The organism is Kaistia algarum, assembly GCF_026343945.1.
Classification (GTDB): domain Bacteria; phylum Pseudomonadota; class Alphaproteobacteria; order Rhizobiales; family Kaistiaceae; genus Kaistia; species Kaistia algarum.
Genome location: NZ_JAPKNJ010000001.1, coordinates 68,978 through 93,335, shown reverse-complemented (window position 1 = coordinate 93,335; position 24,358 = coordinate 68,978). Strand labels below are relative to the sequence as shown.

The 24,358-nt window shown below is 64.6% G+C and carries 24 protein-coding genes; 9 read left to right on the top strand and 15 right to left on the bottom strand.

Features of this window, described 5'->3' with window-relative positions:
• Nucleotides 1-4: 4 nt before the first annotated feature.
• The 6 genes from fabG to gmk all read left to right on the top strand — a co-directional run bounded on the left by fabG (nucleotide 5) and on the right by gmk (nucleotide 5,697).
• Nucleotides 5-742, top strand: coding sequence for a 3-oxoacyl-[acyl-carrier-protein] reductase (fabG, locus tag OSH05_RS00480; protein WP_104218331.1), 738 nt, complete (start codon nucleotides 5-7; stop codon nucleotides 740-742).
• 269 nt (nucleotides 743-1,011) lie between these two features.
• On the top strand, nucleotides 1,012-1,248 hold the full coding sequence (locus tag OSH05_RS00475; RefSeq protein ID WP_104218330.1) for an acyl carrier protein: 237 nt from the start codon (nucleotides 1,012-1,014) through the stop codon (nucleotides 1,246-1,248).
• A gap of 76 nt (nucleotides 1,249-1,324) precedes the next feature.
• Nucleotides 1,325-2,587: a beta-ketoacyl-ACP synthase II gene (gene fabF, locus OSH05_RS00470; RefSeq protein WP_104218329.1), complete on the top strand. Its 1,263-nt coding sequence runs from the start codon at nucleotides 1,325-1,327 to the stop codon at nucleotides 2,585-2,587.
• Nucleotides 2,588-2,713: 126 nt separating this feature from the next.
• Nucleotides 2,714-4,057, top strand: a complete 1,344-nt coding sequence (gene mltG / locus OSH05_RS00465) for an endolytic transglycosylase MltG (protein ID WP_266352000.1) — start codon at nucleotides 2,714-2,716, stop codon at nucleotides 4,055-4,057.
• Between the two features lie 72 nt (nucleotides 4,058-4,129).
• On the top strand, nucleotides 4,130-5,017 hold the full coding sequence (locus OSH05_RS00460) for a YicC/YloC family endoribonuclease (RefSeq protein ID WP_104218327.1): 888 nt from the start codon (nucleotides 4,130-4,132) through the stop codon (nucleotides 5,015-5,017).
• Nucleotides 5,018-5,031: 14 nt separating this feature from the next.
• Complete coding sequence (gene gmk / locus OSH05_RS00455) at nucleotides 5,032-5,697, top strand: guanylate kinase (RefSeq protein ID WP_407660336.1); 666 nt, start codon at nucleotides 5,032-5,034, stop codon at nucleotides 5,695-5,697.
• Nucleotides 5,698-5,701: 4 nt separating this feature from the next.
• On the opposite strand, the gene rsmA is transcribed toward gmk, so the two are convergent.
• The 6 genes from rsmA to lptF form a co-directional block, all read right to left on the bottom strand.
• The gene (rsmA, locus tag OSH05_RS00450; protein WP_104218326.1) at nucleotides 5,702-6,547 is read right to left on the bottom strand and encodes a 16S rRNA (adenine(1518)-N(6)/adenine(1519)-N(6))-dimethyltransferase RsmA; all 846 of its coding nucleotides are present in this window, start codon (nucleotides 6,545-6,547) and stop codon (nucleotides 5,702-5,704) included.
• Entirely contained in the window at nucleotides 6,544-7,602 is a 1,059-nt protein-coding gene (gene pdxA, locus OSH05_RS00445) for a 4-hydroxythreonine-4-phosphate dehydrogenase PdxA (RefSeq protein ID WP_104218325.1), read from the bottom strand. The genes rsmA and pdxA overlap by 4 nt, the downstream gene beginning before the upstream one ends.
• Nucleotides 7,603-7,608: 6 nt before the next feature.
• Nucleotides 7,609-8,538, bottom strand: a complete 930-nt coding sequence (locus tag OSH05_RS00440) for a SurA N-terminal domain-containing protein (protein WP_104218324.1) — start codon at nucleotides 8,536-8,538, stop codon at nucleotides 7,609-7,611.
• A 282-nt stretch (nucleotides 8,539-8,820) separates the two neighbouring features.
• On the bottom strand, nucleotides 8,821-11,031 hold the full coding sequence (locus tag OSH05_RS00435; protein WP_266351999.1) for an LPS-assembly protein LptD: 2,211 nt from the start codon (nucleotides 11,029-11,031) through the stop codon (nucleotides 8,821-8,823).
• Nucleotides 11,032-11,219: 188 nt separating this feature from the next.
• The gene (lptG, locus tag OSH05_RS00430) at nucleotides 11,220-12,317 is read right to left on the bottom strand and encodes an LPS export ABC transporter permease LptG (protein WP_104218322.1); all 1,098 of its coding nucleotides are present in this window, start codon (nucleotides 12,315-12,317) and stop codon (nucleotides 11,220-11,222) included.
• Nucleotides 12,318-12,320: 3 nt separating this feature from the next.
• A complete protein-coding gene (lptF, locus tag OSH05_RS00425; RefSeq protein ID WP_104218321.1) occupies nucleotides 12,321-13,490 on the bottom strand; it encodes an LPS export ABC transporter permease LptF in 1,170 nt (389 codons plus the stop codon).
• 272 nt (nucleotides 13,491-13,762) lie between these two features.
• Between lptF and OSH05_RS00420 the strand changes: the two genes are divergently transcribed.
• Nucleotides 13,763-15,262, top strand: a complete 1,500-nt coding sequence (locus OSH05_RS00420; RefSeq protein WP_104218320.1) for a leucyl aminopeptidase — start codon at nucleotides 13,763-13,765, stop codon at nucleotides 15,260-15,262.
• 5 nt (nucleotides 15,263-15,267) lie between these two features.
• On the opposite strand, the gene OSH05_RS00415 is transcribed toward OSH05_RS00420, so the two are convergent.
• Entirely contained in the window at nucleotides 15,268-16,812 is a 1,545-nt protein-coding gene (locus OSH05_RS00415) for a glycosyltransferase family 39 protein (protein WP_104218319.1), read from the bottom strand.
• Between the two features lie 83 nt (nucleotides 16,813-16,895).
• Here OSH05_RS00415 and OSH05_RS00410 point away from each other — a divergent pair, with 83 nt between their 5' ends.
• Nucleotides 16,896-17,345, top strand: coding sequence for a DNA polymerase III subunit chi (locus tag OSH05_RS00410; protein WP_104218318.1), 450 nt, complete (start codon nucleotides 16,896-16,898; stop codon nucleotides 17,343-17,345).
• A gap of 32 nt (nucleotides 17,346-17,377) precedes the next feature.
• Here the strand turns inward: OSH05_RS00410 and OSH05_RS00405 are convergent, their stop codons facing one another.
• The 8 genes from OSH05_RS00405 to OSH05_RS00370 all read right to left on the bottom strand — a co-directional run bounded on the left by OSH05_RS00405 (nucleotide 17,378) and on the right by OSH05_RS00370 (nucleotide 23,749).
• A complete protein-coding gene (locus OSH05_RS00405) occupies nucleotides 17,378-18,538 on the bottom strand; it encodes a calcium:proton antiporter (protein WP_266351998.1) in 1,161 nt (386 codons plus the stop codon).
• A 174-nt stretch (nucleotides 18,539-18,712) separates the two neighbouring features.
• Nucleotides 18,713-20,602 (bottom strand): ABC-F family ATP-binding cassette domain-containing protein, encoded by a 1,890-nt coding sequence (locus OSH05_RS00400; RefSeq protein WP_104218317.1) that lies wholly within the window; start codon nucleotides 20,600-20,602, stop codon nucleotides 18,713-18,715.
• A 65-nt stretch (nucleotides 20,603-20,667) separates the two neighbouring features.
• Entirely contained in the window at nucleotides 20,668-21,468 is an 801-nt protein-coding gene (locus tag OSH05_RS00395; protein WP_165801528.1) for a DUF4344 domain-containing metallopeptidase, read from the bottom strand.
• A gap of 213 nt (nucleotides 21,469-21,681) precedes the next feature.
• Nucleotides 21,682-21,957, bottom strand: a complete 276-nt coding sequence (locus OSH05_RS00390; RefSeq protein WP_104218315.1) for a hypothetical protein — start codon at nucleotides 21,955-21,957, stop codon at nucleotides 21,682-21,684.
• On the bottom strand, nucleotides 21,954-22,169 hold the full coding sequence (locus OSH05_RS00385) for a CUE domain-containing protein (protein ID WP_104218314.1): 216 nt from the start codon (nucleotides 22,167-22,169) through the stop codon (nucleotides 21,954-21,956). Before OSH05_RS00385 ends, OSH05_RS00390 begins: the two co-directional genes overlap by 4 nt.
• A 169-nt stretch (nucleotides 22,170-22,338) precedes the next feature.
• Nucleotides 22,339-22,518, bottom strand: coding sequence for a hypothetical protein (locus OSH05_RS00380; RefSeq protein ID WP_104218313.1), 180 nt, complete (start codon nucleotides 22,516-22,518; stop codon nucleotides 22,339-22,341).
• Nucleotides 22,519-22,656: 138 nt separating this feature from the next.
• Nucleotides 22,657-23,154 carry a pyridoxamine 5'-phosphate oxidase family protein gene (locus OSH05_RS00375; RefSeq protein ID WP_104218312.1) on the bottom strand — a complete coding sequence of 166 codons (498 nt, stop codon included), beginning with the start codon at nucleotides 23,152-23,154 and terminating at the stop codon, nucleotides 22,657-22,659.
• Between the two features lie 79 nt (nucleotides 23,155-23,233).
• On the bottom strand, nucleotides 23,234-23,749 hold the full coding sequence (locus OSH05_RS00370; RefSeq protein ID WP_104218311.1) for a DinB family protein: 516 nt from the start codon (nucleotides 23,747-23,749) through the stop codon (nucleotides 23,234-23,236).
• 174 nt (nucleotides 23,750-23,923) lie between these two features.
• Here OSH05_RS00370 and ndk point away from each other — a divergent pair, with 174 nt between their 5' ends.
• Entirely contained in the window at nucleotides 23,924-24,346 is a 423-nt protein-coding gene (ndk, locus tag OSH05_RS00365) for a nucleoside-diphosphate kinase (protein ID WP_104218310.1), read from the top strand.
• Nucleotides 24,347-24,358 lie beyond the last annotated feature (12 nt).

Below are 24,358 nucleotides of genomic sequence, written 5' to 3'. Positions count from 1 at the left end.
TTCCATGTTCGATCTGACGGGCAAGCGCGCCCTCGTAACCGGCGCCAGCGGTGGCATCGGCAAGGCGATCGCGACGGCGCTGCACGGCCAGGGCGCAATCGTCGCGCTCTCCGGAACGCGGCGCGATGCGCTGGAAGCGCTCGCCGGCGAACTCGGCGCGAATGCTCATGTGCTGCCGGCCAATCTCGGGTCTCCGGAAGAAGTCGAAGGGCTAATGCCGCGGGTTGAAGAGGCGCTTGGCGGTCTCGATATCCTCGTCAACAATGCCGGCATTACGCGCGACATGCTGTTCGCCCGCCTCTCCGACGAGGCCTGGGCCGACGTGCTCGACGTCAATCTGACGGCGCCTTTCCGTCTCGCCCGCGCAGCGCTGCGCGGCATGATGCGCCAGCGCTACGGCCGCATCATCAACATCTCCTCCGTCGTCGCGGTCACGGGAAATCCGGGGCAGGGCAACTACACCGCCGCCAAGGCCGGCCTCATCGGCATGTCGAAATCGCTGGCGGGCGAAGTGGCGGGTCGCAACATCACCGTCAACTGCGTCGCACCCGGCTTCATCGAAACGGCGATGACCGACGTGCTCAACGAAAAGATCCGTGCCACGATCCTGGAACGCGTCCCGGCCAAGCGACTCGGCACAGGCGAAGAGATCGCCTCCGCCGTCGTCTATCTGGCGTCGGCGGAGGCCGCTTACGTGACGGGCCAGACGCTGCACGTCAATGGCGGTATGGCTATGATCTAAAAAGGGAATTTTCTTCTCTTGCGATCGGCGTGTTCCGCGCCTCGCATGGGGCTGCCGGTGCTGGTCAAGGTTTGGAAACTGTGTTAGGACCGCCCATCATTCCGGCTTCTCTTCGCCGCACAGTGCAGCGAAGAACAGACGGATTGACGATGACATCGGACTAGTGACGATATCGCGTGACGATTTCGGGAATTGCTGAAGCCGACGCTTTCCCGTGTGCGAAAGGTCGCACAGAGTTTTAGTGACACAATCAAGTCGAGGTTTGAGAAATGAGCGATATCGCTGACCGGGTTAAGAAGATCGTGATCGAACACCTCGGCGTCGAAGCCGACAAGGTGACCGAGGGCGCGAGCTTCATCGACGACCTCGGCGCGGACAGCCTCGACACGGTCGAGCTCGTCATGGCGTTCGAAGAAGAATTCGGCGTCGAGATTCCGGACGACGCTGCCGAGACGATCCTGACGGTCGGCGACGCCGTGAGCTTCCTCGAAAAGAACGCCGGCTGAGCTGGCCTAACGGCCGCCGGTTCAACGATAAAATCGGCAACCGGACCCGTCTCGGGGTCCGGTCCGGGAGAAACGCATGAGACGTGTCGTCGTCACCGGGATGGGAATGGTATCGCCGCTCGGTTGCGGTGTCGAACCTTCCTGGCAGAACCTGATCGCCGGCCGCAGCGGCGCGGCACGGATCACGGAATTCGAGGTCGACGACCTCCCTTGCCAGATTGCCTGCCTCATTCCGCGCGGATCGAAGGCGGATGGCAAGTACGACCCCGACGATTGGATGGAGCCGAAGGAACAGCGCAAGGTCGATGATTTTATCGCCTATGCAATGGCCGCGGCTGACCAGGCTGTTCACGATTCCGGCTGGCTGCCGACCGATTATGAAGATCAGATCCGGACCGGTGTCCTGATCGGTTCGGGTATCGGCGGCATTCAGGGGATCGTCGAGGCGGGCCATGTCCTGCGCGACAAGGGCCCGCGCCGCATCAGCCCGTTCTTCATTACGGGCCGTCTGATCAACCTCGCTTCCGGTCAGGTATCGATCCGTTTCGGCTTCAAGGGACCGAACCATTCGGTCGTTACCGCCTGCTCCACCGGCGCGCATGCGATCGGCGACGCCGCTCGGCTGATCGCGCTGGACGATGCGGATGTCATGGTCGCCGGCGGTACGGAAAGCCCGATCTCGCGTATCGCTATGGCCGGCTTCGCCGCGTGCAAGGCGTTGTCGACCGGCTATAACGACCGGCCGGAAAAGGCCTCCCGGCCCTATGACCGCGACCGTGACGGCTTCGTCATGGGCGAGGGCGCCGGCATCGTCGTGCTGGAAGAGCGGGAGCATGCTCTGGCCCGCGGCGCGAAGATCTATGGCGAGGTCATCGGCTACGGACTTTCCGGCGACGCCTATCACATCACGGCGCCTTCTCCGGATGGTGACGGTGCCTATCGCTGTGTCCAGGCCGCTCTGAAGCGCGCCGGCATCTCGGCCTCGGATGTCGACTACGTCAACGCGCACGGCACATCGACCATGGCTGACGGCATCGAGCTGGCGGCTGTCGAGCGTGTTCTGGGCAATGCGGCGTCGACGGTCTCGATGTCATCGACCAAATCATCGACGGGCCATCTTCTGGGTGCCGCCGGTGCGGTCGAGGCGATCTTCTCTCTGCTGGCGATTCGCGACCAGATCGCGCCGCCGACGATCAATCTCGACAATCCTGCGGTGGAGACGGCGGTGGATCTCGTTCCGAACGTCGCCCGGCCGCGCAAGATCGACGTTGCCGTGTCGAATTCCTTTGGTTTTGGAGGAACGAACGCTTCCCTGGTGCTCCGCCGCCATCAGGTCTGATCGCGGGTCTGGCGTCGGCAGCTTCGCGCTTTCGCCATAATCCTCCATACAGTCGCCAGACGGCTTCCGGCCGTAACGCCGGATGTAGCTGGGTCCGAAAAGTAGGGTGTGATGAACGATCCGAGCATGCCAGGCGGAGCTCAGGAGAAGACGGTCGTCGAGGACCTTCGGCTTCCCGACGTCGGACAGCGCATCAATCCGCGCAGTCCCGGCGATGCGCTCCGGCCCGAGCGTCCGCCGGCGCCTCCCGTGCGCTCGCAGCAAGCGCGCCACCCCCTCGTCATCGTCATGAATTTCGCCATGACCATTTTGGTCGTCGGCGTGCTTGGCGCGGCAGGTGTGTTCTTCTTCGGCAAGATGCGCTTCGAGGAGCGCAGCCATTTCGATCAGCCGCGCACCGTCACGGTCGACCGCGGCCTGGGCGTTGCCGGCATTGCCGATCAATTGGTCGATCGCGGCCTCATCTCTTCGAAATGGATCTTCGTCGCCGGCGTTCGCTTCTCGCATCTGCAGGATGAGCTGAAGGCCGGCGAGTATCTGATCCCCGCCCATGCCAGCATGCGCGAGATCATGAACGAACTGGTGAGCGGCAAGTCGATCGTCTATTCGGTTACGGTTCCCGAGGGCCTCACGAGCCAGCAGATCGTCGACAGGCTCAATGCCGATCCCATTCTCGTCGGCCCGATAGAAACGGTGCCGCCGGAAGGAGCGCTTCTCCCGGACACCTATCGCTATACGCGTGGCGATTCGCGCCAGAACATCATCGACCGTATGATCCGCGAGCGTGACCGCCTCCTTACGGCAGTCTGGAACAGCCGGGACAAGGACCTGCCGATCGCGTCGCAGGACCAATTGGTGACGCTTGCCTCGATCGTCGAGAAAGAGACCGGCATGGCGGATGAGCGCAGCCGCGTCGCCGCTGTCTTCATCAACCGGCTGAAGCAGAATATGCGCCTCCAGTCCGATCCAACGGTGATCTACGGCGTCTATGGCGGCGCCGGGCTGCCGAGCGGCGCATCGATCACGAAGTCGGATCTCGACGCGGAGAACGACTACAACACCTACAAGATCACAGGACTTCCCAAGGGGCCAATCGCCAATCCGGGCAAGGCGTCGCTCGCTGCCGTCGCCAACCCCTCGCGCACCAAGGATGTATATTTCGTCGCCGACGGCACGGGCGGCCACGCTTTTGCCGATACCTACCAGGAACACCGGAAGAATGTCGCGCGCTACCGCCAGATGATCGCCAAACAGAAGGCGGACGGGACGGCAGCGGTCGCCGCTTCGGCCGGCCCTGGCGATGCGCTCGACGATACACCGGATGCCGACGCCGATGCGGCACCCGGCGCGGCGGCTCCAGCTCCGGCTGCCGATGCCACTTCCGATGCCGACACCTCCGGCTACGATATCCCCGCCAAGCCCGAGCCGACGCCGGGTATGCCGGCCCCCAAGCGCAAGCCCGCCACCTGACAGCCAGCGCCTTGAGCCGGGCGGAGCGGCGGACTACTGTCGCTTTTCTTTCGGCGGAGCCGGGAACCATTGATGACGCTGATGAGCATGACGGGCTTCGCCCGTGCCGCCGGAGCCGGATTCGGCTATCGCTGGACCTGGGAGCTGCGCAGCGTCAACGGTAAGGGCCTCGACGTTCGGCTGCGGCTGCCACCTGGACACGATCACCTCGACCAGCCGGCGCGCGAGCGCATCGCTAGCCGTCTGCATCGTGGCAGCCTCCAGGCGGGATTGTCGCTGCAGCGCGAGGCGAGCGCGACCACCCTCAAGGTCAATGAGGAACTGCTCGCGTCGCTGCTCGATCTGATGCGCCGCGTCGGTAGCGAGATCGCCGCCGCGCCGCCGACGCTGGACGGCATCCTCAGTATCCGCGGCGTCATCGAGACCGTCGAGGCAGAAGACGACCCGGCGACGGCCTCCGCTCTCGCGACGCGCATCCTGGACGACCTCGACACAGCGCTCGCGGAACTTGCCGTGGCGCGGGCCCGTGAAGGGGCGGCGCTTGGGGCGATCCTGACGGCGCGCATGGACGAGATCGAGCGGCTTCGGCTCGCGGCCGAAACCGCGCCGGCCCGCACGCCCGAAGCCATCCGCGCGCGGCTCACCGAGCAGGTTGCCGCGCTTCTCGGCGCGTCCCCCGCGCTGGATCCGGGCCGATTGCACCAGGAGGCCGTCCTGCTAGCGACCCGGGCCGACATCCGCGAGGAACTCGACCGCCTCGAGGCGCATGTCGCGGCAGCGCGCGATATCTTGGCCGAAGGCGGTGCGGTCGGGCGCAAGCTCGATTTCCTCGCCCAGGAATTCAACCGCGAGACCAACACGCTGTGCTCGAAGGCGAACGACCGTTCGCTGACGTCGATCGGCCTCGAACTCAAGGCCGCCGTCGACCAGCTTCGAGAGCAGGTTCAGAACCTCGAATAGGAAGCGCTTCTCTGATGATGACGAGTGAGATGTCGAGCGGTCCGCCAGGGGAAAAATCGCCGCGTCGCGGTCTGATGCTGGTTCTTTCCTCACCATCGGGCGCCGGCAAGTCGACCATCGCTCGTCACCTGATGGAGCAGGACAAGGACATCGTCCTGTCCGTCTCGGTGACGACCCGAGGCCGCCGGCCAAGCGAGATCGACGGGGTGCACTATCACTTCATCGACCAGCCGGCCTATGACCGGATGCGCGAGCATGGTGACCTGCTGGAGTGGGCGGAGGTGCATGGCAACTGCTACGGGACACCCAAGGCGCCCGTCGAGAAGGCGCTCGCCGAGGGTCTTGATGTCCTGTTCGACATCGACTGGCAGGGTGCCGACCAGGTGGCGAAAGCGATGCCGCAGGATCTGGTGCGCATCTTCGTGCTGCCGCCGACGATGAAGGAACTCGCCGCCCGGCTGGAGCGCCGTGCCGAGGACAGACCGGACGTCATCGCCCGCCGTCTCGCCAATGCCCGGGCCGAGATCCTGCATTGGCGCGATTATGACTACGTCCTCATCAACAAGGACCTGCAAACCTCGCTCGAGAAGGCGCAGGCGATCCTCTATGCCGAGCGGATGAAGCGCGCCCGCACCACTTGGCTGGAGAGTTTCGTCGAAGAGCTCCTGACGGAAGCCTGATCCCTCATTCGGGCCGTTTCGCCAATGCATTGGCGAGGCGCACGAAGCCGGCGACATCGATTTCTTCCGCCCGCGCCGTCTCCGCCAGCCCGGCTTCGCCCAGCAGAGGAAGCGGGTCCACGCCAAGGCTCTTCAGGCTCTGGCGCAGCATCTTGCGCCGCTGGCCGAAGGCAGCGGCCGTGACCCGCTCTAGCAGCGCCCGGTCGCAGGGCAGGGGAGATTGCCGTGGCACGAGCTCAATGACGGACGACACGACCTTCGGGGGCGGCGTGAAGGCGCGAGGCGAGATGTCGAACAGGATCCGCGCCTCGCAGCGCCAGCCCGCGAGCACGGCGAGACGGCCATAGGCGTCGTCGACGGGTGTCGCGACGATTCGCTCAGCCACCTCGCGCTGAAACATCAGCGTCATCGATTCATAAAAGGGCGGCCATGGCTCGCTCTGCAGCCAGCCGATCAGCAACGGTGTCGCGATATTGTAGGGCAGGTTGGCGATGATCCGCGTGCGTCCCGACGCGAGAGCCGCATAATCCGCCTTCAGCGCGTCGCCTTCGATCACCTCAAGCTGGCCGGGATAATGCGCCGAAATCTCGGCGAGCGCATCCAGGCAGCGAGCATCGCGTTCGATCGCCACGACACGGGCTGCGCCCGCACTGAGCAAGGCCCGCGTCAGCCCGCCGGGGCCGGGGCCAACCTCGATGACGGTGACGCCGTCCAGCGGTCCGGTTGCACGCGCGATCCGGCCGGTCAGGTTCAGATCCAGCAGAAAGTTCTGGCCGAGCGCCTTCACGGCACGAAGGCCGTGCTGCTCGATGACATCGCGCAGCGGCGGCAGCCCGTCGATAGCGGTCACGCCATATGCCTGGCAGCGGCGTGCTCGGCGACATAGCCCGCTTCGTTGCGGGCCAATTCGTCCGCAAGGCGGAGCGCGGCGGCGAGGCTGGAGAAATCGGCCTGACCGGTTCCGGCGATATCGAAGGCCGTGCCATGGTCCGGCGATGTGCGGACGAAGGGCAGGCCAAGCGTCACATTGACGGTCTCGGCGAAAGCGATGGTCTTGGCCGGGATCAGAGCCTGGTCGTGATACATGCAGAGCGCCACGTCGTAGCGCGCCCGGGCGACGGGATGGAACATAGTGTCCGGCGCGAGCGGCCCGACCGCATCGATACCTTCCTGCCGCAGCCGCGCCACGGCGGGACGCAGGACGGCATCGTCCTCCGTTCCCATGACGCCGCCCTCGCCGGCATGCGGATTGAGGCCAGCGACAGCGATCCGCGGATTGGCGATTCCGAAGCGCCGGCGCATCTCCTGATCGACGGTGCGCGCTGTATGCAGGATCAATTGCTCGGTCAGCAGGCCCGGAACTGCGGCGATCGGAACGTGGATCGTCGCCGGAACGGCGCGCAATCCGGGTCCCGCCAGCATCATGATGGGCCGCGCCGCCGTGCCGCTCCAGGCTGCCGAGAGCATGCCGAGGAATTCGGTGTGGCCCGGATGCTGAAAGCCCGCGTCTACCAGCACCTTTTTGTTGATCGGGTTAGTGACGATGGCCGAGGCGAGGCCGGCCCGGACGTCACCGACAGACCGCGCGATCGCCTCTATCACGCCGATCGCCGCCGACCGCTCCGGCTGGCCCGGCTCGGCAAAAGCCTTCGATTCGAGCGGAACGACCGGCAGAGCATGCGCGAATACGCGGGTGGCGTCAGCCGCCGACACGATCTCGATGGGCACGGCAAGGCCCAGCCGAGCGGCACGCGCTTTCAACAGATTCGGGTCGGCCAGACAATAGAAGGCAGGGAGGGATCGATCGTATCGAGCCATCCAGGCCGACAGGGTCACGTCGGGCCCGATGCCAGCTGGCTCGCCCATGGTGAGGACGAGAGGGAGAGGGGATTCGGAGTACGCCATCGTCTGTCAATTATAGACGATGTTGGCGTCCTTTCGAAGCTCGGCTTTCACCGTCTTGTCGAGATCCTTGGTCTGTTCGGCGCTGAGCTTCTTCTCGACCTCGGCGCGGATGCCAGCCGTGCTCTGGATCTCCTTGACGTCGCAAACCGCGATGACCTCGACGCCGCGGCCCGTGACTTCCGGCTTCATCGTGCTACCGGCTGACGTCTTGGCCAGCGCTTCCGCGAAATCGCCATCGATCTGGCTCGTATCACGGCGGCCGGCATCCACGACGACGACGCCCTTCATCGACTGGGCTAGCGCAAGGCTGCCATCGCAGCCGTTGAAGCGCTTGCGAAAGGACTCCGCATCCCGCTGGCGCTGCGGCACGAGACCCGGCGACGAGCCTCTCGGAATGACGAAGACGATCTGCTGGAGCCTGTATTCCCGCATGGTCGCCGACGACGGATTGAGGCCTTCCTTGGCAAGTTCCGCCTGGATGTCGGCTTCCGTGACATCGGCCTGCAGAGAGCGTGCCTTCGCGCGCATCACAAGGCCGAACATGATCTGCGCACGAAGCAGTTTGCGCAGCGTATCGGGCTCCACACCAGCCTTCTTCAGCGCCGAAGAAAACGCATCCGGCGTGAGCTTGACCTGCTTGGCGAGGCCGTTGAAGCGTTCCTGGACCTGCGCGTCCGGCACCGTCAGATTGCGCTTGGCAGCGGCTTGGGCCACGACGGTCTCGTCAACCAGATCGTCCAGCGCGAGCTTCGGGCTTGTCTTCTGATGGAAGAGTTCGAGCAGGCGCACGCGCTGGCTGACATCATAGCTGGTGATGGGCTGGCCGTCGACAGTTGCCTTGACCGTCGATTGCGCTGCGGCCGGCAATTGCGCCAGCGGGGCTGCGGCGAGTAGGAGGGCCGCCAGGAAGGCCGCCTTTCGAAGTGCACTATGCATGGCCGAAATCTTCGGTTCCGTTCATCGCGAGCCTGCCCTCGGACAAGGAAAATAGCAGGAACTGGGTTCTAGACAGGAGAAATCCGGCAAAACGATGAAGGACGCAAACCGTTTTCCATGGATCGTTGGCAAAGGTCAGTGCACCCACGAACCGACGCCAAATTAGACGGACCGCCCGCCTCAGCCTAGTGTTGGAGGGTCAACCCATTTCGCGTCAGAGGTGGCAACCATATCCACTGACGCGAAGCGGGAAGTGTTCGCACGGTCTTCAGACGCCGCCGATCAGTTGCTGCTGCTGCTGCCGAGCTGCGTCGAGAATCCGGTGGCACCGAGCGTCCGCAATTGCAGGCTGACCATCAGCGTCTTCGACGTCTCCAGGTCCGTATAGTTGCTCGTCGTCTCGCTATAGGAGATCGAGAAGGTCGTGCACTCGTCGTCATAGGCGAAGCCGAAGCTGTTGCCGGCCATTTCCTTTTGGTAGAGGTCCCAGGCGAGCGAACCGAAAACGCGCCACGATTCCGTGAACTGCCAAGAGGCCTTGCCGCTGATCGTGTCCGACTCTTCGCCGGCATCGGTGCTGGCAATCGCCGGCGTCTCGCGGAGGTAAAGATAGGAAGCCGACGCAGTGACGTCGCCGGCCTTTCCAGTCGCCGTGACTTGCGCCTGATTCACGTCCAGGGTGTCTGCATCGAAGCGTGCGTTCGCGGTCAGGAAATAGCCGGCGCCGCCGTCTACGGTGACGCTGCCGACATAGTCCGAGACGTTCGATTCGAGGCCGGATACGGCGCCGGTCTGGGTCGGATTGGTTACGCTGAAGGAATTAAGCCCGGCGAGCTGGTAGGACTGCCCAAGAACGCCGCGAAGGGTGGCAATCTCCCCGAGCTCGGCGACATAGCGGAACCCGACATTGGCGCGGGTGCCGCCTTCGACGCGGTCATATCCCGAGAACTTGTCCCAGGCGAACAGGGTCGAATCGTCAAAAACGAGGCTCTGGGCGTCTTCGTTCGGCAACCGGCCGGCAAGCTGCTCATCCGGTCTGGCGATGATCTGCGCGATCGGCTCAACCACCAGGCTACTGGATCCAGCGGCCATCAGGATCGGCCAGCTCCACTCACCGCCGAGCGCCGGCATGATGCGGGTATAGGTGCCCTGATCGTCCAGCCCGGAGAGGATCTGCTGCTGGTCCAGATAGAACGCATCGGCTTTCAGATAGGCGAAGGGCTTGAATACCATGCCGAGCGGCAGGATCTGGCTGCTCTGCCAGGTCCAGTCCGTGCTGGCGCGGTTGAAATTGCCCTCAAGTCCCAGAATCGCATCGCCAGGCACATAGTGGCCGACGCCGTTCTTGTCGACATAGTCCGTTTCGCCGCGGGTCAGGCTGACGACATTGTTCTTCATAGATAGCTGGCCGCCCAGGATCGGATCCTGGAAGATGTAGCTCTGGTCGGCAACGGGCGCGACGATCGGTTGGCGATCTTGGTCATATTGCGCGCCGGTATCGTTGTTAAGTACGCGGAAATAATAGCCGCGAATGTCGAAATAGTTCGTCGCACTCTGTCCGGTGAGATGCAGATTGGAAACTGCGACGTCGTTGGCGCCGGTCAGAACGCTGTAGTCGCGGCTGAAGGTCCGGTCGCTGAGCCAGATGCCGTCCCAGCCGACGGTCCACTGCTTGTTCAGATAAAACTCGCCCGTTGTGCGCACGCCGCCGCGCAGATCCGTGTCGCCCGAATTACGCGTACCGCTCGATATGAATGCACTTGGATCGAGTTGGTCGATACCCGCAGCCTGGATCGTGTACTGGCCATAGTCGAGGCGATGGCGCCACTCGAAATCGAGCAACACGCCTTGGCGCGTATAGGCCGATGGAGTGAAGGTCAGGTCGTAATTCGGGCCAAGCGCGAAGAAATAGGGAACCTTCACGAAGGCACCGAGCGCCGACTTATAGCCGGCCGCCGGGAACAGAAAGCCGCTCTTGCGCTTGACTGTCGGGTCTGGCGCCGAGAAGGCCGGGAAATAGGCGACCGGGATCCCTAGGAATTCGAGGCTCGCCGACCGGAAATAGATCATGTGCTCGTTGTGGTCGGCGATGATGCGCGCGGCCTTCACCTGCCACACCGGGGCTTTCTTCGGGTTTTCCCGGCAAGGTTCGCAGGCAGTATAGACGCCGCGATAGAACGTTGTCGTCTTGCCCTGATCTCGAAGAGCTTTCTCGGCCGCGAAGTGCGTCTGCGACGGCGTGTCGAGCCGCAAAGCCGTGATGAAGCCAGTTGCAAAGTCGTCGGTGATATCGATCGTATCCGCCTGGATGATCGCACCCGTACGATCGACGATCTTCACGCCGCCCTCGGCGATCATCTTCTTGTTCTTCTGGTCGTAGGTGACCTTCTGCGCCTCTAATGTGTAGCCATCGTAATAAATCTTGACTGCACCGAGCGCCGATACTGTGGAATGATCGTAATCATAGACGATCTGGTCCGACTCCAGCATCATCTGCGCGCCGGGAGTGCCCTTCGGCATTGTGTCGGTGGCGAAACCAAGGGATCCGGCGGGAGCTTGCGCGGCAGCCGGCGAAACCGTCAGGCACAGGGAAGCGGCAGCCAGCATAGCTCCACCACAAAGCGCACGACGCATCGCGCGCACGAGGCAAACTCCGCCTGCCGACAGAACGGAAACGCGTATCATCCGTCCTCCCGATGCAACAATACGGTGACGCTCGCCAAGGTCGCGACGATAGGTGGAGCCCAGGCTGCAATCGCCGGATTCACGACGCCGCTTCTCCCCAAGCCTATTGCCAGTTCCGAGACAACATAAAGCACGAAGCCCACGATCACGCCAGTCAGAATCACCTGCCCGAGATCGCGCGAACGGGAGAAGCGGAGCGAGACGGTGGCGGCTACCAGCACCATGGCGAGGAAGAGCAGCGGCTGGGCGAGAAGCGACTGGTAGCGCATCTCGTAGCCGGTGCTGGGAACGCCGGATCGCGACGATATTTCAATGAATTGCGGCAGAGACCAGAACGAGATTGTCTCCGGATTGGCGAGCTGCTGGCTGACCTGGTCGGCCCTCAGATCGGTCGGCAGCACGACCTCGTCGACATGCACGGGACGCTCCGCCTGGCGCGCAACCATGGTGTCACGGAGCAGCCATTTGCCGTCCTGGTATTCGGCCGTGCGAGCGTCGATTCGGCGGGAGAGTCCGTTGTTCAGATCGAAGACGAAGGCGGTCACCCCGGTCAGGGACAGGCCGCGATTGAAGCTGTTCTTCGCTCCCATGATGGAGCTGCCTTCGAGTCCGGACTGGCGGATCCAGATCGGCTTGTTCTGCTGATTCTCACCCTGGCCGACGGCATCCGCCGTGAGGCTGTTGAGGATGCGGATCGATTCTTCCTTGAGCGCCGTCGCACCTGGATTGAACACGGTCGTTGCAAATATGCCGAAGGCGAGTGCCACCGTGCCGGCGGGAAGGATGAACTGCCATGCCGAGAGCCCTGAAGCGCGGGCCACGACCAGCTCGAGCTGCCGGTTGGCCATCACGAAGCTGGCCATCGAGGCGAACAGCACCGTGAAGGGCAGGGCGCGCTCGATCACCGTCGGAACGCGGGTCAGCGATATGACGAGGTACCAGAATGCGTCGAAGTTCTCCCGCTGCACCGAACGCCGGGCGAGCTCGAGATAGTCGACGAAGGCGATCAGCACGAACACGACGAGGAAGATCACAAACGTCATGCGGGCGAACCGCCTGGCGAAATAGAAGCTGATGGTCGGGTGGCGCAGCATGGATCAGGCTCCGCCCGCCGCGCCGCGCCGCGGCATGAGCCGCTGAACTGCCTCCAGCACCATCGAACCGATGCCTTCGGAGCTTGAGAACCGATAGCCGCGAAGAATGGCAATGAGGGAGACGATGATGAAGGCCAGCGGCAGGCCGTAAAGGGCAGGAATGAGGATCGGATTGTTCGCGGCGAGACCGGCAAGGATCAGTCCGGCGACGCGAAGTCCCGTCGCGGCCAGCACCGTGCCGAGGATAACGACGCCGCGGCCGTGCCGCGTGGTCTGGGCTTGGCCGAGCGCCAGCACCGGCAGGATGGCGAAGAGCATCGTGTAGAGCGGGTTCGAGAGGCGATCATGCAGTTCCGCCGGAAACGAAGCGGGACGTTTCTGAAATTCGGTGTCGTTCGGATCGGGTGCCAGAAGATAGGTCGTGTCGCGCTCCGCCGGCTTCATCGATGGCAGCGAGGCCGCACTGGTGAACGTCGAGAGATCGAACGCATAAGACTCGAACTGGATCACCGACATCGAGTCCTTCGCCACCGAGCGCTGCTGGATCGTTCCGTCCTGCATCACCAGAAAGGTGCCGAGTGGGTTCTTCAGCACGATGCCCTTGTTGGCGATGTAGACGTTGCTCTGCCCGGCTTCGCGCTCGTCCTGAATGAAGATGCCCTCCATCGTGCCATCAGGCTTGCGCTCGCGAATATGGAAAACCAGCTGGTCGCCGATCGGCGTGAACGAGCCCTCGTCGACGAAGGTCGAGATCAAGTCAGCGTTCACATTGGTGATCAGATCGCGGAACGATTGCAGCGAGCGCGGCACGAGATAGAGCGACATCGCTGCGACGACGACCATGCCAAGCGTGCCCAGCAGGAGAGCTGGCTTCAGCAGCGTGGTCGGCGGGGCGCCGCTCGCATTAATGATGACGAGTTCCGAATCGGCGTTCAGCTGGTTCAGCGTGTAGATGACGCCGATCAGGATGGCGACCGGGCAGACGATGAGCAGGAGTCCCGGAAAGATCAGGCCGGAAACGTGCAAGAAGGTGAAGAGGCTCTGCCCCTTGGATGTGATGAGGTTCAGTTCGCGCAGCGCCTGGCTGAGCCAGACGGTGCCCGAAAGGCCGCCAAGGCTGAGCAGGCAGGCACCCAGCATGCGCTTGAAGACGTACCATCCGATCAGCTTCATGCGTTGGTCCGTAGATCGCGCATGCCGCTTTGGCAAGCCGGGCCGTCGATGTGCCCAGCCGGCCGATGGCGACTGCTGTTCGTCGGACGTGCCCCGCGTCCGCAGTGTCCTGATGGGTGAACCATTTAGGTGAACGAGCCGCCAACAAACATGATGAACGATCGGTAAATTTCTAGCCTGATATGCCGGGCCTTGCCAGAGGCGGCCTCGCGGCGTCACTCTGGTTGTCCACGGCCTCCACCCCGTAGCCGCCTTCCTGCCGAAAGCTCCCTATGACTGAAATCTCCACCGTCTCCTTCCGCAAGTCGGCCACTGCCGAAAAAGGATCCGCAGTCTTCCTGGTCGACGATAGCCTGAAGATGCCGCCGGCGGCAGAGGTGATCGGCATCGCAGCGCTGCTTTCGCGCGCCGCCGCCACCGCCGCTTTCAAGGCGGGTAAATTCTCTGTGCTCGACGTTCTGGTTCCGGCCGGAACGGAGTACGATCGCGCGATACTTGTCGGTATTGGCAAGCCGGCCGAGCTGGTCGAGGCGGATTGGGCCCGAATCGGCGGCTCGCTGCTGGGCGCGCTCCGCAAGGGCGATGCGGCCGTTCTCTACGCCGAACGCGCCGATGGCGAGGCCATCTCGCCGGATCAACTCGCGGAGATCGGGCTTGGCGCCGTGCTGCGCTCTTATTCCTTCGACCGCTACAAGAGCCGAGGGAAGGGCAATGGCGAGGACAGCAAGAAGTCGGCCGCCTCGCTGGAGATCGTCCATCCCGAGGCCGGCAAGGCCAAGAAGGCGTGGGTGAGCCGGCAGGCGGTCGCGGAAGGTGCAATTCTGGCGCGCGAACTTGTGAACGAGCCGGCCAATGTGCTCGGCACTGTCGAGTTCGCCGAGAAGGCGGAGAGCCTGGAGCGGCTCGGCGTCACGATCGAGGTGCTGACCGAGAAGCAGATGAAGAAGCTCGGCATGCGTGCCCTGCTCGGCGTCAACCAGGGCTCCGTCCGTCCGCCGCGACTTGTCGCCATGCACTGGAACGGCAGCGATACCAAGGAGCGGCCGATCGCCTTCGTCGGCAAGGGCGTGGTGTTCGATACCGGCGGCATCTCGATCAAGCCGGCCGGCGGCATGGAAGACATGAAGGGCGACATGGGCGGCGCCGCCGCCGTGGTCGGGCTGATCCACGCGCTGGCCTCCCGTAAGGCGAAGACCAATGTCGTCGGCATCATCGGCCTCGTCGAGAACATGCCGGACGGCAACGCCCAACGGCCCGGCGATATCGTCGAAGCGGCATCGGGAACGACGATCGAGATCATCAATACCGACGCGGAAGGGCGTCTCGTACTCGCCGATGCGCTCTGGTACGTGCAGAAGGAGTTCGATCCGCGGATGATCGTCGACCTGGCGACGCTCACCGGCGCCATCATCGTCGCGCTCGGCCACGACCATGCCGGGCTTTTCTCGACCGACGACGCGCTCGCCGCCGCCCTGTCGAAGGCGGGCGAGGCGACCGGCGAGAAGGTCTGGCGCATGCCGCTCGGCCAAGCCTATGACAAGCAGATCGAATCGAAATTCGCCGACATCAAGAACACGGGCGGCCGCGATGCCGGCTCGATCACGGCGGCGCAGTTCCTGAAGCGTTTCGTCAAGGACGGCACGCCCTGGGCGCATCTCGACATCGCCGGCACGGCCATGTCGTCGCCGCAGTCGGAGACGAACCGCTCCTGGGCCTCGGGCTGGGGCGTCAGGTTGCTCGATCGTCTCGTCGCCGACAATTACGAGACCTGAGCGCGTCAGGGGCGGGGAAGGCGGGCGGCCCAGCCGAACCGCAATTCCTTGCCGCTGGTGCCCGGCACCCTCTCCGTCACGACACCCTCGGCCGCGAAGGGGCCGAGGGTGCGATATTGCGCCGGCATGCCGTTTGGGCTCTCCGGCCAGACGACGAGCAGGCCCTCGCGGTCGATGCGCGCCCCGTCGATCCATGGGTTGAGCAGGGTCGCCCCGCCGACGAAGACGGACGGCCGGTCCGGCGAATAGGCCGATACAAGCCCGCTCTCCCACGTATCGCCGGCGACGATGCGCAGCGGCGCGGGGGTTGTCGACCGCCAAGCGGCCATGAGCCCGTCCGCGAGTTCGGGTCCGGGCAGGCTGGTGCGCTGGGGTTGGATCCCGACATGGGGTCCACCGGCGCTGATCGCCGCCGCGATGACGGGGGCACCGACAAATATCGCGAGCCACGCGGCGAGCATCCAGGAAAGTCGCCGCCGCTCATAGACCGGCTTTAAGGTCAGCACGGTGGCGAGCGGCAGCCAGATCAGCATCGGCCCGCCCCACATATCCTTGATGCCGGAGCCCGCCAGCAGCGGGATCGCCGCGGTGATCGCGAGCGGGGCCAAGGCGATGGCAAGGCCATAGCGCAGCCCGGTCGGCGAGGCGGCGAAATCGACGCCTTCGCCGTTCGATCGCCAATGCCGCAGTCCAAGCCCGGCCCAGATCATCAGCAGCGCTCCGGCGCAATCGGCGAGTTGCGTCAGCAGGAATCCCGCCGGGTTGCTGATCCGTCCAAGAAGCGTCAGCGCCTCCGACCGGCCCGCCGCATAGCGCAGTGGCAGATAGTCGACATCCCGCAACCAGAGGAGGTTCGGCAGTGCCAGGGCAAGCGCGATCAGCGCGCCGAGATAGGGTCCGGGCCGGCGAAGAGCCTGGCGGCCTTCCGGCAGGACGAGCGCGGCGACGATCAGCGAGGCCACAAGGACGATGCTCGAATATTTCGCATAGACGCCGAGCGCCAGCAGAATGCCGAGAGCGGCCCAGGCGATGAGGCCTGGTCGCGTCAGCCCGCGCCATAGCGCGTAGGCAGCAAAGGCCCAGATCGGCAGCTGCACGACATTGGCGTTGAATTCGGTGACGGCGAAATTGGCGTAGAAGACGAGGCTGAACAGCAGCGCCGCCAGCAGCCCGGCGTGGCGGTCGGCGATCTCGCAGCCGAGCTTGTAGATTGCAACAAAAGTCAGCGCGCTCGCGATCGGACCCAAAAGATAGAGCGGCCAGATCGCATGGCCGGGAAGCGCCAGCGCGGCAGCACTGGCCCATACCTGCAGGGGAGGGTGCTTGTAGTAGCCCCATTGCAGGTCGCGGCTCCAGCCGACGTTCTCCAGAACGTCGAGCGGCAGCGAATGAAAGAACAGGGCCGGCAGCGCGGTCCAGAGCAGCATCTGGCCGAAGATCAGCAGCATCAGAAACAGCGCAGGCCGCTCCTCGAACAGGCGGGCGAGAGCGCCTCCGGGCCGAGCAAATTCCGCGTCTTCCGCTGCGCGGCGGCCGGGCGCGTCCGTCACGACGGCGATCCGGCGGTTGCCAAGCCGCCTCCAGCGCCATTGCGCCTCTTCGCGTCGGCGGGCGCCGATGCTAGCTTCCCGCCATGACCGAAGTCCTGTTCTACCACCTCCAGCAGCAGCCGCTCGAATCCGTGCTGCCGCCTCTGCTTGAGAAGTGCCTCGAACGTGGCTGGCGCGTCGTCGTCGAGGCAGGCTCGCCCGAGCGTTGCGATTCGCTCGATGCGCTGCTGTGGACCTTTCGCGAGGAATCCTTCCTGCCGCACGGGACCTGGCGCGACCCGAATGCCGCGATCCAGCCGATCGTGTTGACGGCCGATGCCGCCAATCCAAATGGAGCCCGCGTTCGCTTCGCGGTCGACGGCGCCGATATCGGCAGCGCCGAAGGCTATGACCGCCTCGTGCTGCTCTTCAACGGCAATGATCCGGAATCGCTGGATACGGCAAGGGCCGCCTGGCGGCGGGTCAAAGGCGAGGGTCATGACGCGACCTACTGGCAGCAATCCGGAAATGGCCGCTGGGAGAAGAGGGCCTGACGGTCGCGCCGTCAAGGGCGTGGGATCGGCAGTCAGGGAACGGCGATCAGCAGCAGATAGGCGACGAAGATGACGAGGTGAACCCCGCCGGTCATCGCGTTGGTTCGGCCGGTGCCAAAGCTGACGAGGCTGACGGTCAAAGCGAGCATGAGCAGCACGATATCGCCGGACGCCAGACCGAGTGTCAGTTCCCGTCCTGTGATGAGGCTTGCCACTGCCACCACCGGAATGGTTAGGCCGATGGTCGCGCAGGCGGAACCGAGCGCGATGTTGAGGCTGCGCTGCAACTCGTTGTGGTAGGATGCCTTGATAGCCGAGATCGCCTCCGGCAGCAGCACGAGCGTCGCGATGAAGGCGCCGACGATCGCATCGGACTGCGGCACCTGGAGGTCGGCGAGGCCCTGCTCAATACCGGATGCGACATATTCGGCCAGGAGCACGATACCGACCAGCCCGACAACGAGCAGAATGAGGCGCATCGGCAGGCCGCCCGCCGACGCTCCACCCGCCTCGTGACCCGCCGGCGCTTCGGCGTCGAGAAAATCCTCGCGATGGCGCGTGACCTGGGCGAGCAGGAAGCTGCCATAGAGCAGGATGCAGAGCAGGCTCACGAAGACCAGTTGGACCGGGTTAAAGTTCCCGGGGCCCGCGGTGAGCGTGAAATCGGGCAGGACGAGCGTCAAACCGGTCAGGGCGATCACGACGGCGAGTAGCGCGCTCGTGCCCTGCCGCTTCAAATTCTGTTCCCGGTGTCGCAATCCGCCCAAGGTGAGGCAGATCCCGACCACGCCGGCACAGACGATCATCACCGTCGAAAATACAGACTCCCGCGCCAGCGTCGGATTGTTCGAGCCGTGCAGCATCATCGAAACGATCACCGATGCTTCGATCGCCGTCACTGCGATCGTGAGCACCAGCGTTCCGTAGGGTTCGCCGACCCGGTGCGCGACCGCTTCGGCATGGCGAAGCACAACGAAGACGGTGACGACCATGATGGCGACGACCACGGCCGACACGGCCAGTTCGGCCACCAGCGGCAAATTATCCATCACCGTGTGGGTAAGGTGCAGCGCCAGGGCCAGAACAAGCGCCAGGACCGGGAATATCTTGGAGGCGAGCGACGCCCGGGCAGGGGTGGAGGATCGGACAGGCTGCCGGACGGCTTCGTCGGCCATATCCCCATGCTGCGACATCGTTTTCCCCTGTATCGTTCCGGAGGCATGGTAGGCGAGGCCTCAGCGTACCCGCCATCCTTCTGTCTATTCGTTGATTGGCGCGGGCGAAAGCTCTGCGCTCACCCGGCGCCGCGAGGACCGCTGAAGGAGAGCGTCCAGGGGTGTTAGCCCCGATGGAAGACGGCGACGTCGTCAGCCGTCGCGCCAGAGCGTCTCGTATTGCGCCGAGATTTCCAGCCAGTTCTCTTCCGTGGCGGCCAGCGACGCCGAGGTGTCCGATCGCAATTTGGCCAGTGCCGTCGCCTTTGCCGGATCGTTGACATAGAGCGCGCTGTCGGCGAGCGCCGCGTCGAGCTTCTGAATCTCTTTCTGAAGCTTTTCGACCAAGGATTCGGCTTCCTTGATCTTTTTGCGCAAGGGGGCGAGCTCCGTGCGTCGCTGCGCCTGCTCGCGGCGCCGATCCTGCGCCGATGCGGGCTTGACCGTTTCGCCACCCCGCGCCGGTTCCTGGCTCTCGGGACCCTGCATGATCAGGCGACGATAATCGTCCATGTCGCCCTCGAACGGCGTCACGCCGCCGCCCGCGACCAGCAACAGGCGGTCGACCGACGTCTCGACCAGATGGCGGTCATGGCTGATCAGGATGACGGCGCCGGGAAATTCGTTCAGCGCCTGCACCAGCGCCTCGCGGCTGTCGATGTCGAGATGGTTGGTCGGCTCGTCTAGGATGAGAAGATTGGCGCCGCGGAAGGTGGCAAGGCCGAGCAGAAGGCGCGCCCGCTCGCCGCCGGAAAGCTCGCGCGCCGGTGTGTCCATCTTTGCGGTCCGGAAGCCCATGGCTCCGACCCGGGCCCGAACCTGCGCCTCGCTCACATCCGGCATCAGCATGCGCACATGCTGGACCGGCGATTCGGCAGGGCGCAGATCGTCGAGCTGGTGTTGGGCGAAAAAGGCGATCTCCATTCTCTCGGCGCGGCGCATCGAGCCGGACATGGCTTCCAGGCGCCCGGCGATAAGCTTGGCCAGCGTCGACTTGCCGTTGCCGTTCGCGCCCAGCAGGCCGATGCGGTCGTCGATGTCGATCCTAAGGTCGAGGCGCTTCAGGATCGGCTTGTCGGCCTCGTACCCGACCGAGACGCCATCGAGCGAGATGATCGGCGGCGCCAGACGGCGGGTGGCCGGCGGGAAGATGAACGGCGTCACCTCCTCGTCGACGATGCCGGTGATCGGCTGCATCCGCTCCAGCGCCTTCATGCGCGATTGCGCCTGCCGCGCCTTCGAGGCCTTGGCCTTGAAGCGGTCGACGAAGGCCTGAAGGTGCTTGCGCTGATCGTCCTGCTTCTTCTGCTGCTTCTGGGTCAGCGCCTGCTTCTCGCGCCGTTGCCGGTCGAACGAGTCATATCCACCGCGATAAGCGATGAGCTTGCCACCATCCAGATGCACTATCATCTCGACGGCTCGGTTCAGGAGGTCGCGGTCGTGGCTGATCAGGAATACCGTGTGGGGATATTTCGCCACATAGGTTTCGAGCCACATCGTCCCTTCGAGGTCGAGATAGTTGGTGGGCTCGTCGAGCAGCAGCAGATCGGGTTCGGAGAAAAGGACGGCTGCCAGCGCGACACGCATCCGCCAGCCGCCGGAAAAGGCCGAGCAAGGGCGCTGCTGCGCCTCGGCATCGAAGCCGAGTCCGGCGAGGATCGCGCCCGCGCGCGCCTCGGCGGCATGGGCACCGATATCGGCAAGGCGGATCTGGATCTCGGCGATCCGATGCGGGTCGCTGGCCGTCTCCGCTTCCGCCAGCAGCGCGCGCCGTTCCTTATCGGCGTCGAGCACGAAGTCGATCAGCGATTGCTCCGTGCCCGGCGCCTCCTGCGCGACCTGGCCGATCCGCACGCCGCGCGGCAGGCCGATCGATCCGCTCTCGGGCGAAATATCGCCGGTGACGAGCTTGAACAACGTCGTTTTTCCGGCGCCGTTGCGCCCGACGAATCCGGCCTTGACCCCGTCGGGCAGAGCGATGCTCGCGCCTTCGAGGAGCGTTCGGCCGGCGATGCGATAGGTGACGTCATTGACATGCAGCATGGGCGGCTATGTGCCGTGCCCGGCGCGGCGGCGCAAGGCCGGATGGCGCTTTTGTCGACGCGCGTTCAGCCGCGGCTCTCTATGTCCCGCAGGATCAGCTGGCCGTGACGGGCGGACAGCTCGTAGCAGAGCACCAGTTCGTTGCGGATCGCATCGAAGCGCGAGGTCGCCTCGCCGCAATGCATCGCCCTGACCGTCGGCGGCGAGGCGAAGTCGTAGGTGGCCCCCAGCTTGGCGGCGACTTCCTCCAGCACGTGATTATCCTGCAGGATCGTGGCCTCGGCGACGTCCTGGTCGACCGGCGGATCATAGGCGACCGGCAGTGCCGATCCCGGCGCGCTGTCCGCGCGGCGGATTGCCCGCAGCGAATCGCGCCACGCGGCGAGGTCGGCGCGCCAGCTCGCCTGGCAGGCGGATCGCTTGTCGCGCGAAAGCGCCATGGCTTCGGCGACATCGGCGAAACCGACGGGATCCGCGCCGATCATGTCGCAGGCGATCGCCTCCGCGCGGGCGGCGTCGAGCGCATGGCCGTCGGGGGCGGGCATCGGCAGGCCGCTATCTCCATCCTGCTGGTGGGCGGCCAGGCGGTAGCTGTCGATCGCGTCGACCAATGTCTGGTCGCCGGCGCCCGAGCGCGGCTCCAGCAGGGTGATGGCCGCGAATCGGTCGGCATGGCGCTCATCGTCCGGCCCGTCGCCATAGCGCACCGCCATCATGTGGCCGGCTTGATGATAGAGCGTGAAAACGGCATTGCCGACGACGAAGTCGACAATCTCCGCCAGTTCGTCGTCGGAAAGCGAACTCGGCATTTCAGGCTCGACGGCCGGGACCGCGCCATAAGCGGCGATTGGCAGGAATGCGGTCATAAAGACCGACAAAAGGCACAAAAAACGCAACATGAAACCGGCAATCCATGGGAGAAGCCGCCATGCTGCGCCGACGAAGCAGCTGAATCAAGCAATCGCTTCGACGCTCCCAAGATTTAATTCGGATACGGAAGAAGCCGCCGCGGTGCGGGTCGAGTCAGCCTCATGCGTCCGGGCGGACGGGTATCGGCGCTGCTCTCCGTCCAAGATCGGCTAAGCCGCGATCCTTGCCCTGAAATCCGGAGCCGCCCGGCGGCGGCCGGCGCCGGGCTCGCCTTGGCGGCCCGTCCGGATCGCGCGGATCGCTGCATAAGCGACCTCCGAGCGAAAGCCGCTGTCGTCGTCGAAGGCAACGCTTTCATCGCCGCATTCGACGTCGCCGCCTACCAGCAGCGTGGCGCCGCCCGCCGCTTCGAACTCCAGCCAGCCGTCGCGCCGTTCCGCCTCGGCGGCAATCGTGGCGATCCAGTCCCGAATCCGATCGTTCATGGCACCTTTCCCTCTCTCCGCGACAGCCGCGCCCTCGTCACGATGCGGCCGCGCAAATAGCCAAACGACAAGCTGTCCACGACGCCGTCCCCATAGAGAAGCAGCGTCTCGATCGCCGAGCGGGCGTCGCCGCCATGGGCTGCGAGCACATCGTCGATGCGCTCCTGCATCGGATCCCGTTCCTCGATCGAGCCGGCGGCTTCGGAACCCATTTCTGCCTCGTCCTGTCGTTTGTTCCTATTTTGTTCTCACATGATCCCATGTCAAGACATCTTCGGCACGAACCCGAAGCCGCATGCATTCGAGACAGGAAACATGAAAGGGGGAATTGCGCGGCAAAAGGCACCGGCTCCAGCCGGTGCCGGCCGTCAAGCGATGAGATCAGCGGATGAGGATCTCATCGTCGCGGTGTGGCTGCCAGTAACCGCTATCCTCGGCTGTCGATGAAGCGATCGTAACCGCTTCCAGGCTGGGCGAACGGCGCAGGCGCATGCCCGGACGCTCCGGCAGCGCAACCGTCTCCGGCATCTTGCTCGGCAGTCCCTCGTGCCATGTCCGCATGATTTCCTCCCCTCCGCGCAACCGACCTCACACAATAATACACGCGGAAACGTTTCGTTCCATGCCTGACTTGCGCACGTTTTCTTGAATCGACCGGGCCGGGCCGCATCGCCGCGGTCCCGGCCCCGCAAATCCTGCCTACATCGCGACTTTCGCGTGTTCGCCGACCGCCGGCTTGGCGCCGGTCGCGGCCGCCGTCAGCATGAGGACCGAGGCGACGAGGGCATTACCGCTATCCCAATATTCGGCCTCGGTCGGGATGACCGTCAGCAGGCGGATCGCCGGATCCTCGGGGGAATCCCACCACGCCTTGGCGAAAGGCGACCACAATTCCCGGATCTTGGCCCTGTCGTCGCTCAAGGCCGCATCGCCGCGGATCACGACATATTTCGGGTGATCGGCAAAGCCGAGCGTCACCGTCGGGGATGCGCCGAGATGGCTGTAGCGAACGCCGTCGTCCTCGACGAGGAACTGGATCACCCGGGCATCGGCGTCGACATTGGCCGTAAGCGGCCATTGCACGATCCGCTTGCCGTCCCACGACGTGAACAGGGTAAACTGAATCTTCTTCGCAAGCTTCCAGACATGCTCTTCGAGTTCGGCCGGCGTCTTGCCGGTGTCTTCCTCATTCGCCATCGGCGTTCTCCTTGGGTTGCAGGGGAGAACGCGGCGTCGCGCCGATGGTTGCGAGCCTTCAGGAGGGCGAGGCGCTCCGTTACCCCATCCCGATCCCGGTCGCCCGCTGGAACAGCAGCAGATCGAGGCTCTCCACCGCCGCCCGCCCGCCGATCCGCGTGAACAGCGCCGTTGCCTGGCCCCGATGGTGGGTCTGGTGGTTGAAGAAATGGGCCAGTCCCGTGGCCAGCGGCTGGCGAATTTCGGAGGGGGCCGTGATCGTCCGGTAGGTGACCACGCCGGCGAGGTCGGCCTCGGTCAGCGCGTCAACATAGGTGATGATCCGCTCGTCCTCCTGCCGGCGCAGGGCCGTCAGCTCGGCGATGTCGAGGGACAGGATCTCGTCAAGCCGGGTCTGCACGGGCCCATCGCCGGTGAAGCGGCGCATCCAGATCCGGTCGGTGACCAGCAGATGGTTGAGCGTGCCAGCGAGCGAGCCGAAGAAGGCGCCGTGGTCGGCGGTGAAATCGGCCGGCGACAGTGCGGCCGACGCGCCGTATATCCGCTCATTCGCCCAGCGATTGTAGCCGGCAAACATCGAAAAATGAGCCTTCACGGACTGCTCCCTGTGGTTCCCTCACGTGGCCCTGCGGATCGGATCCGTCTTGGGGCGACGCTAGGGCGTCCCGGCCGGCACGGCAAGCGGCTCCAGGCGGCGGATCGCTTGCCGCATCAAGGCGGCCCAGCTATACAGCGGCCGACTTTTCCCTCTCCAATGACAGGATCCGACATGGCGATCGAACGTACCTTCTCGATGATCAAGCCCGACGCGACCAAGCGCAACCTGACCGGCAAGATCATCGCCAAGCTCGAGGACGCCGGCCTTCGCGTCGTCGGCTCCAAGCGGGTCTGGATGTCGCGCGCCCAGGCGGAAGGCTTCTACGCCGTCCACAAGGAGCGGCCCTTCTTCGGTGAACTGGTCGAGACGATGACCGCCGGCCCGACCGTCGTTCAGGTTCTGGAAGGCGAAGGCGCCATCCTGAAGAACCGCGAGATCATGGGCGCCACCAACCCGGCCAATGCCGCCGAGGGCACGATCCGCAAGGAATTCGCGCTGTCGATCGGCGAGAACTCGGTGCATGGCTCCGACGCGCCGGAGACGGCGGCGCAGGAGATCGCCTATTGGTTCTCGGGCGTCGAGCTCGTCGGCTAAGCCCAAAATAGC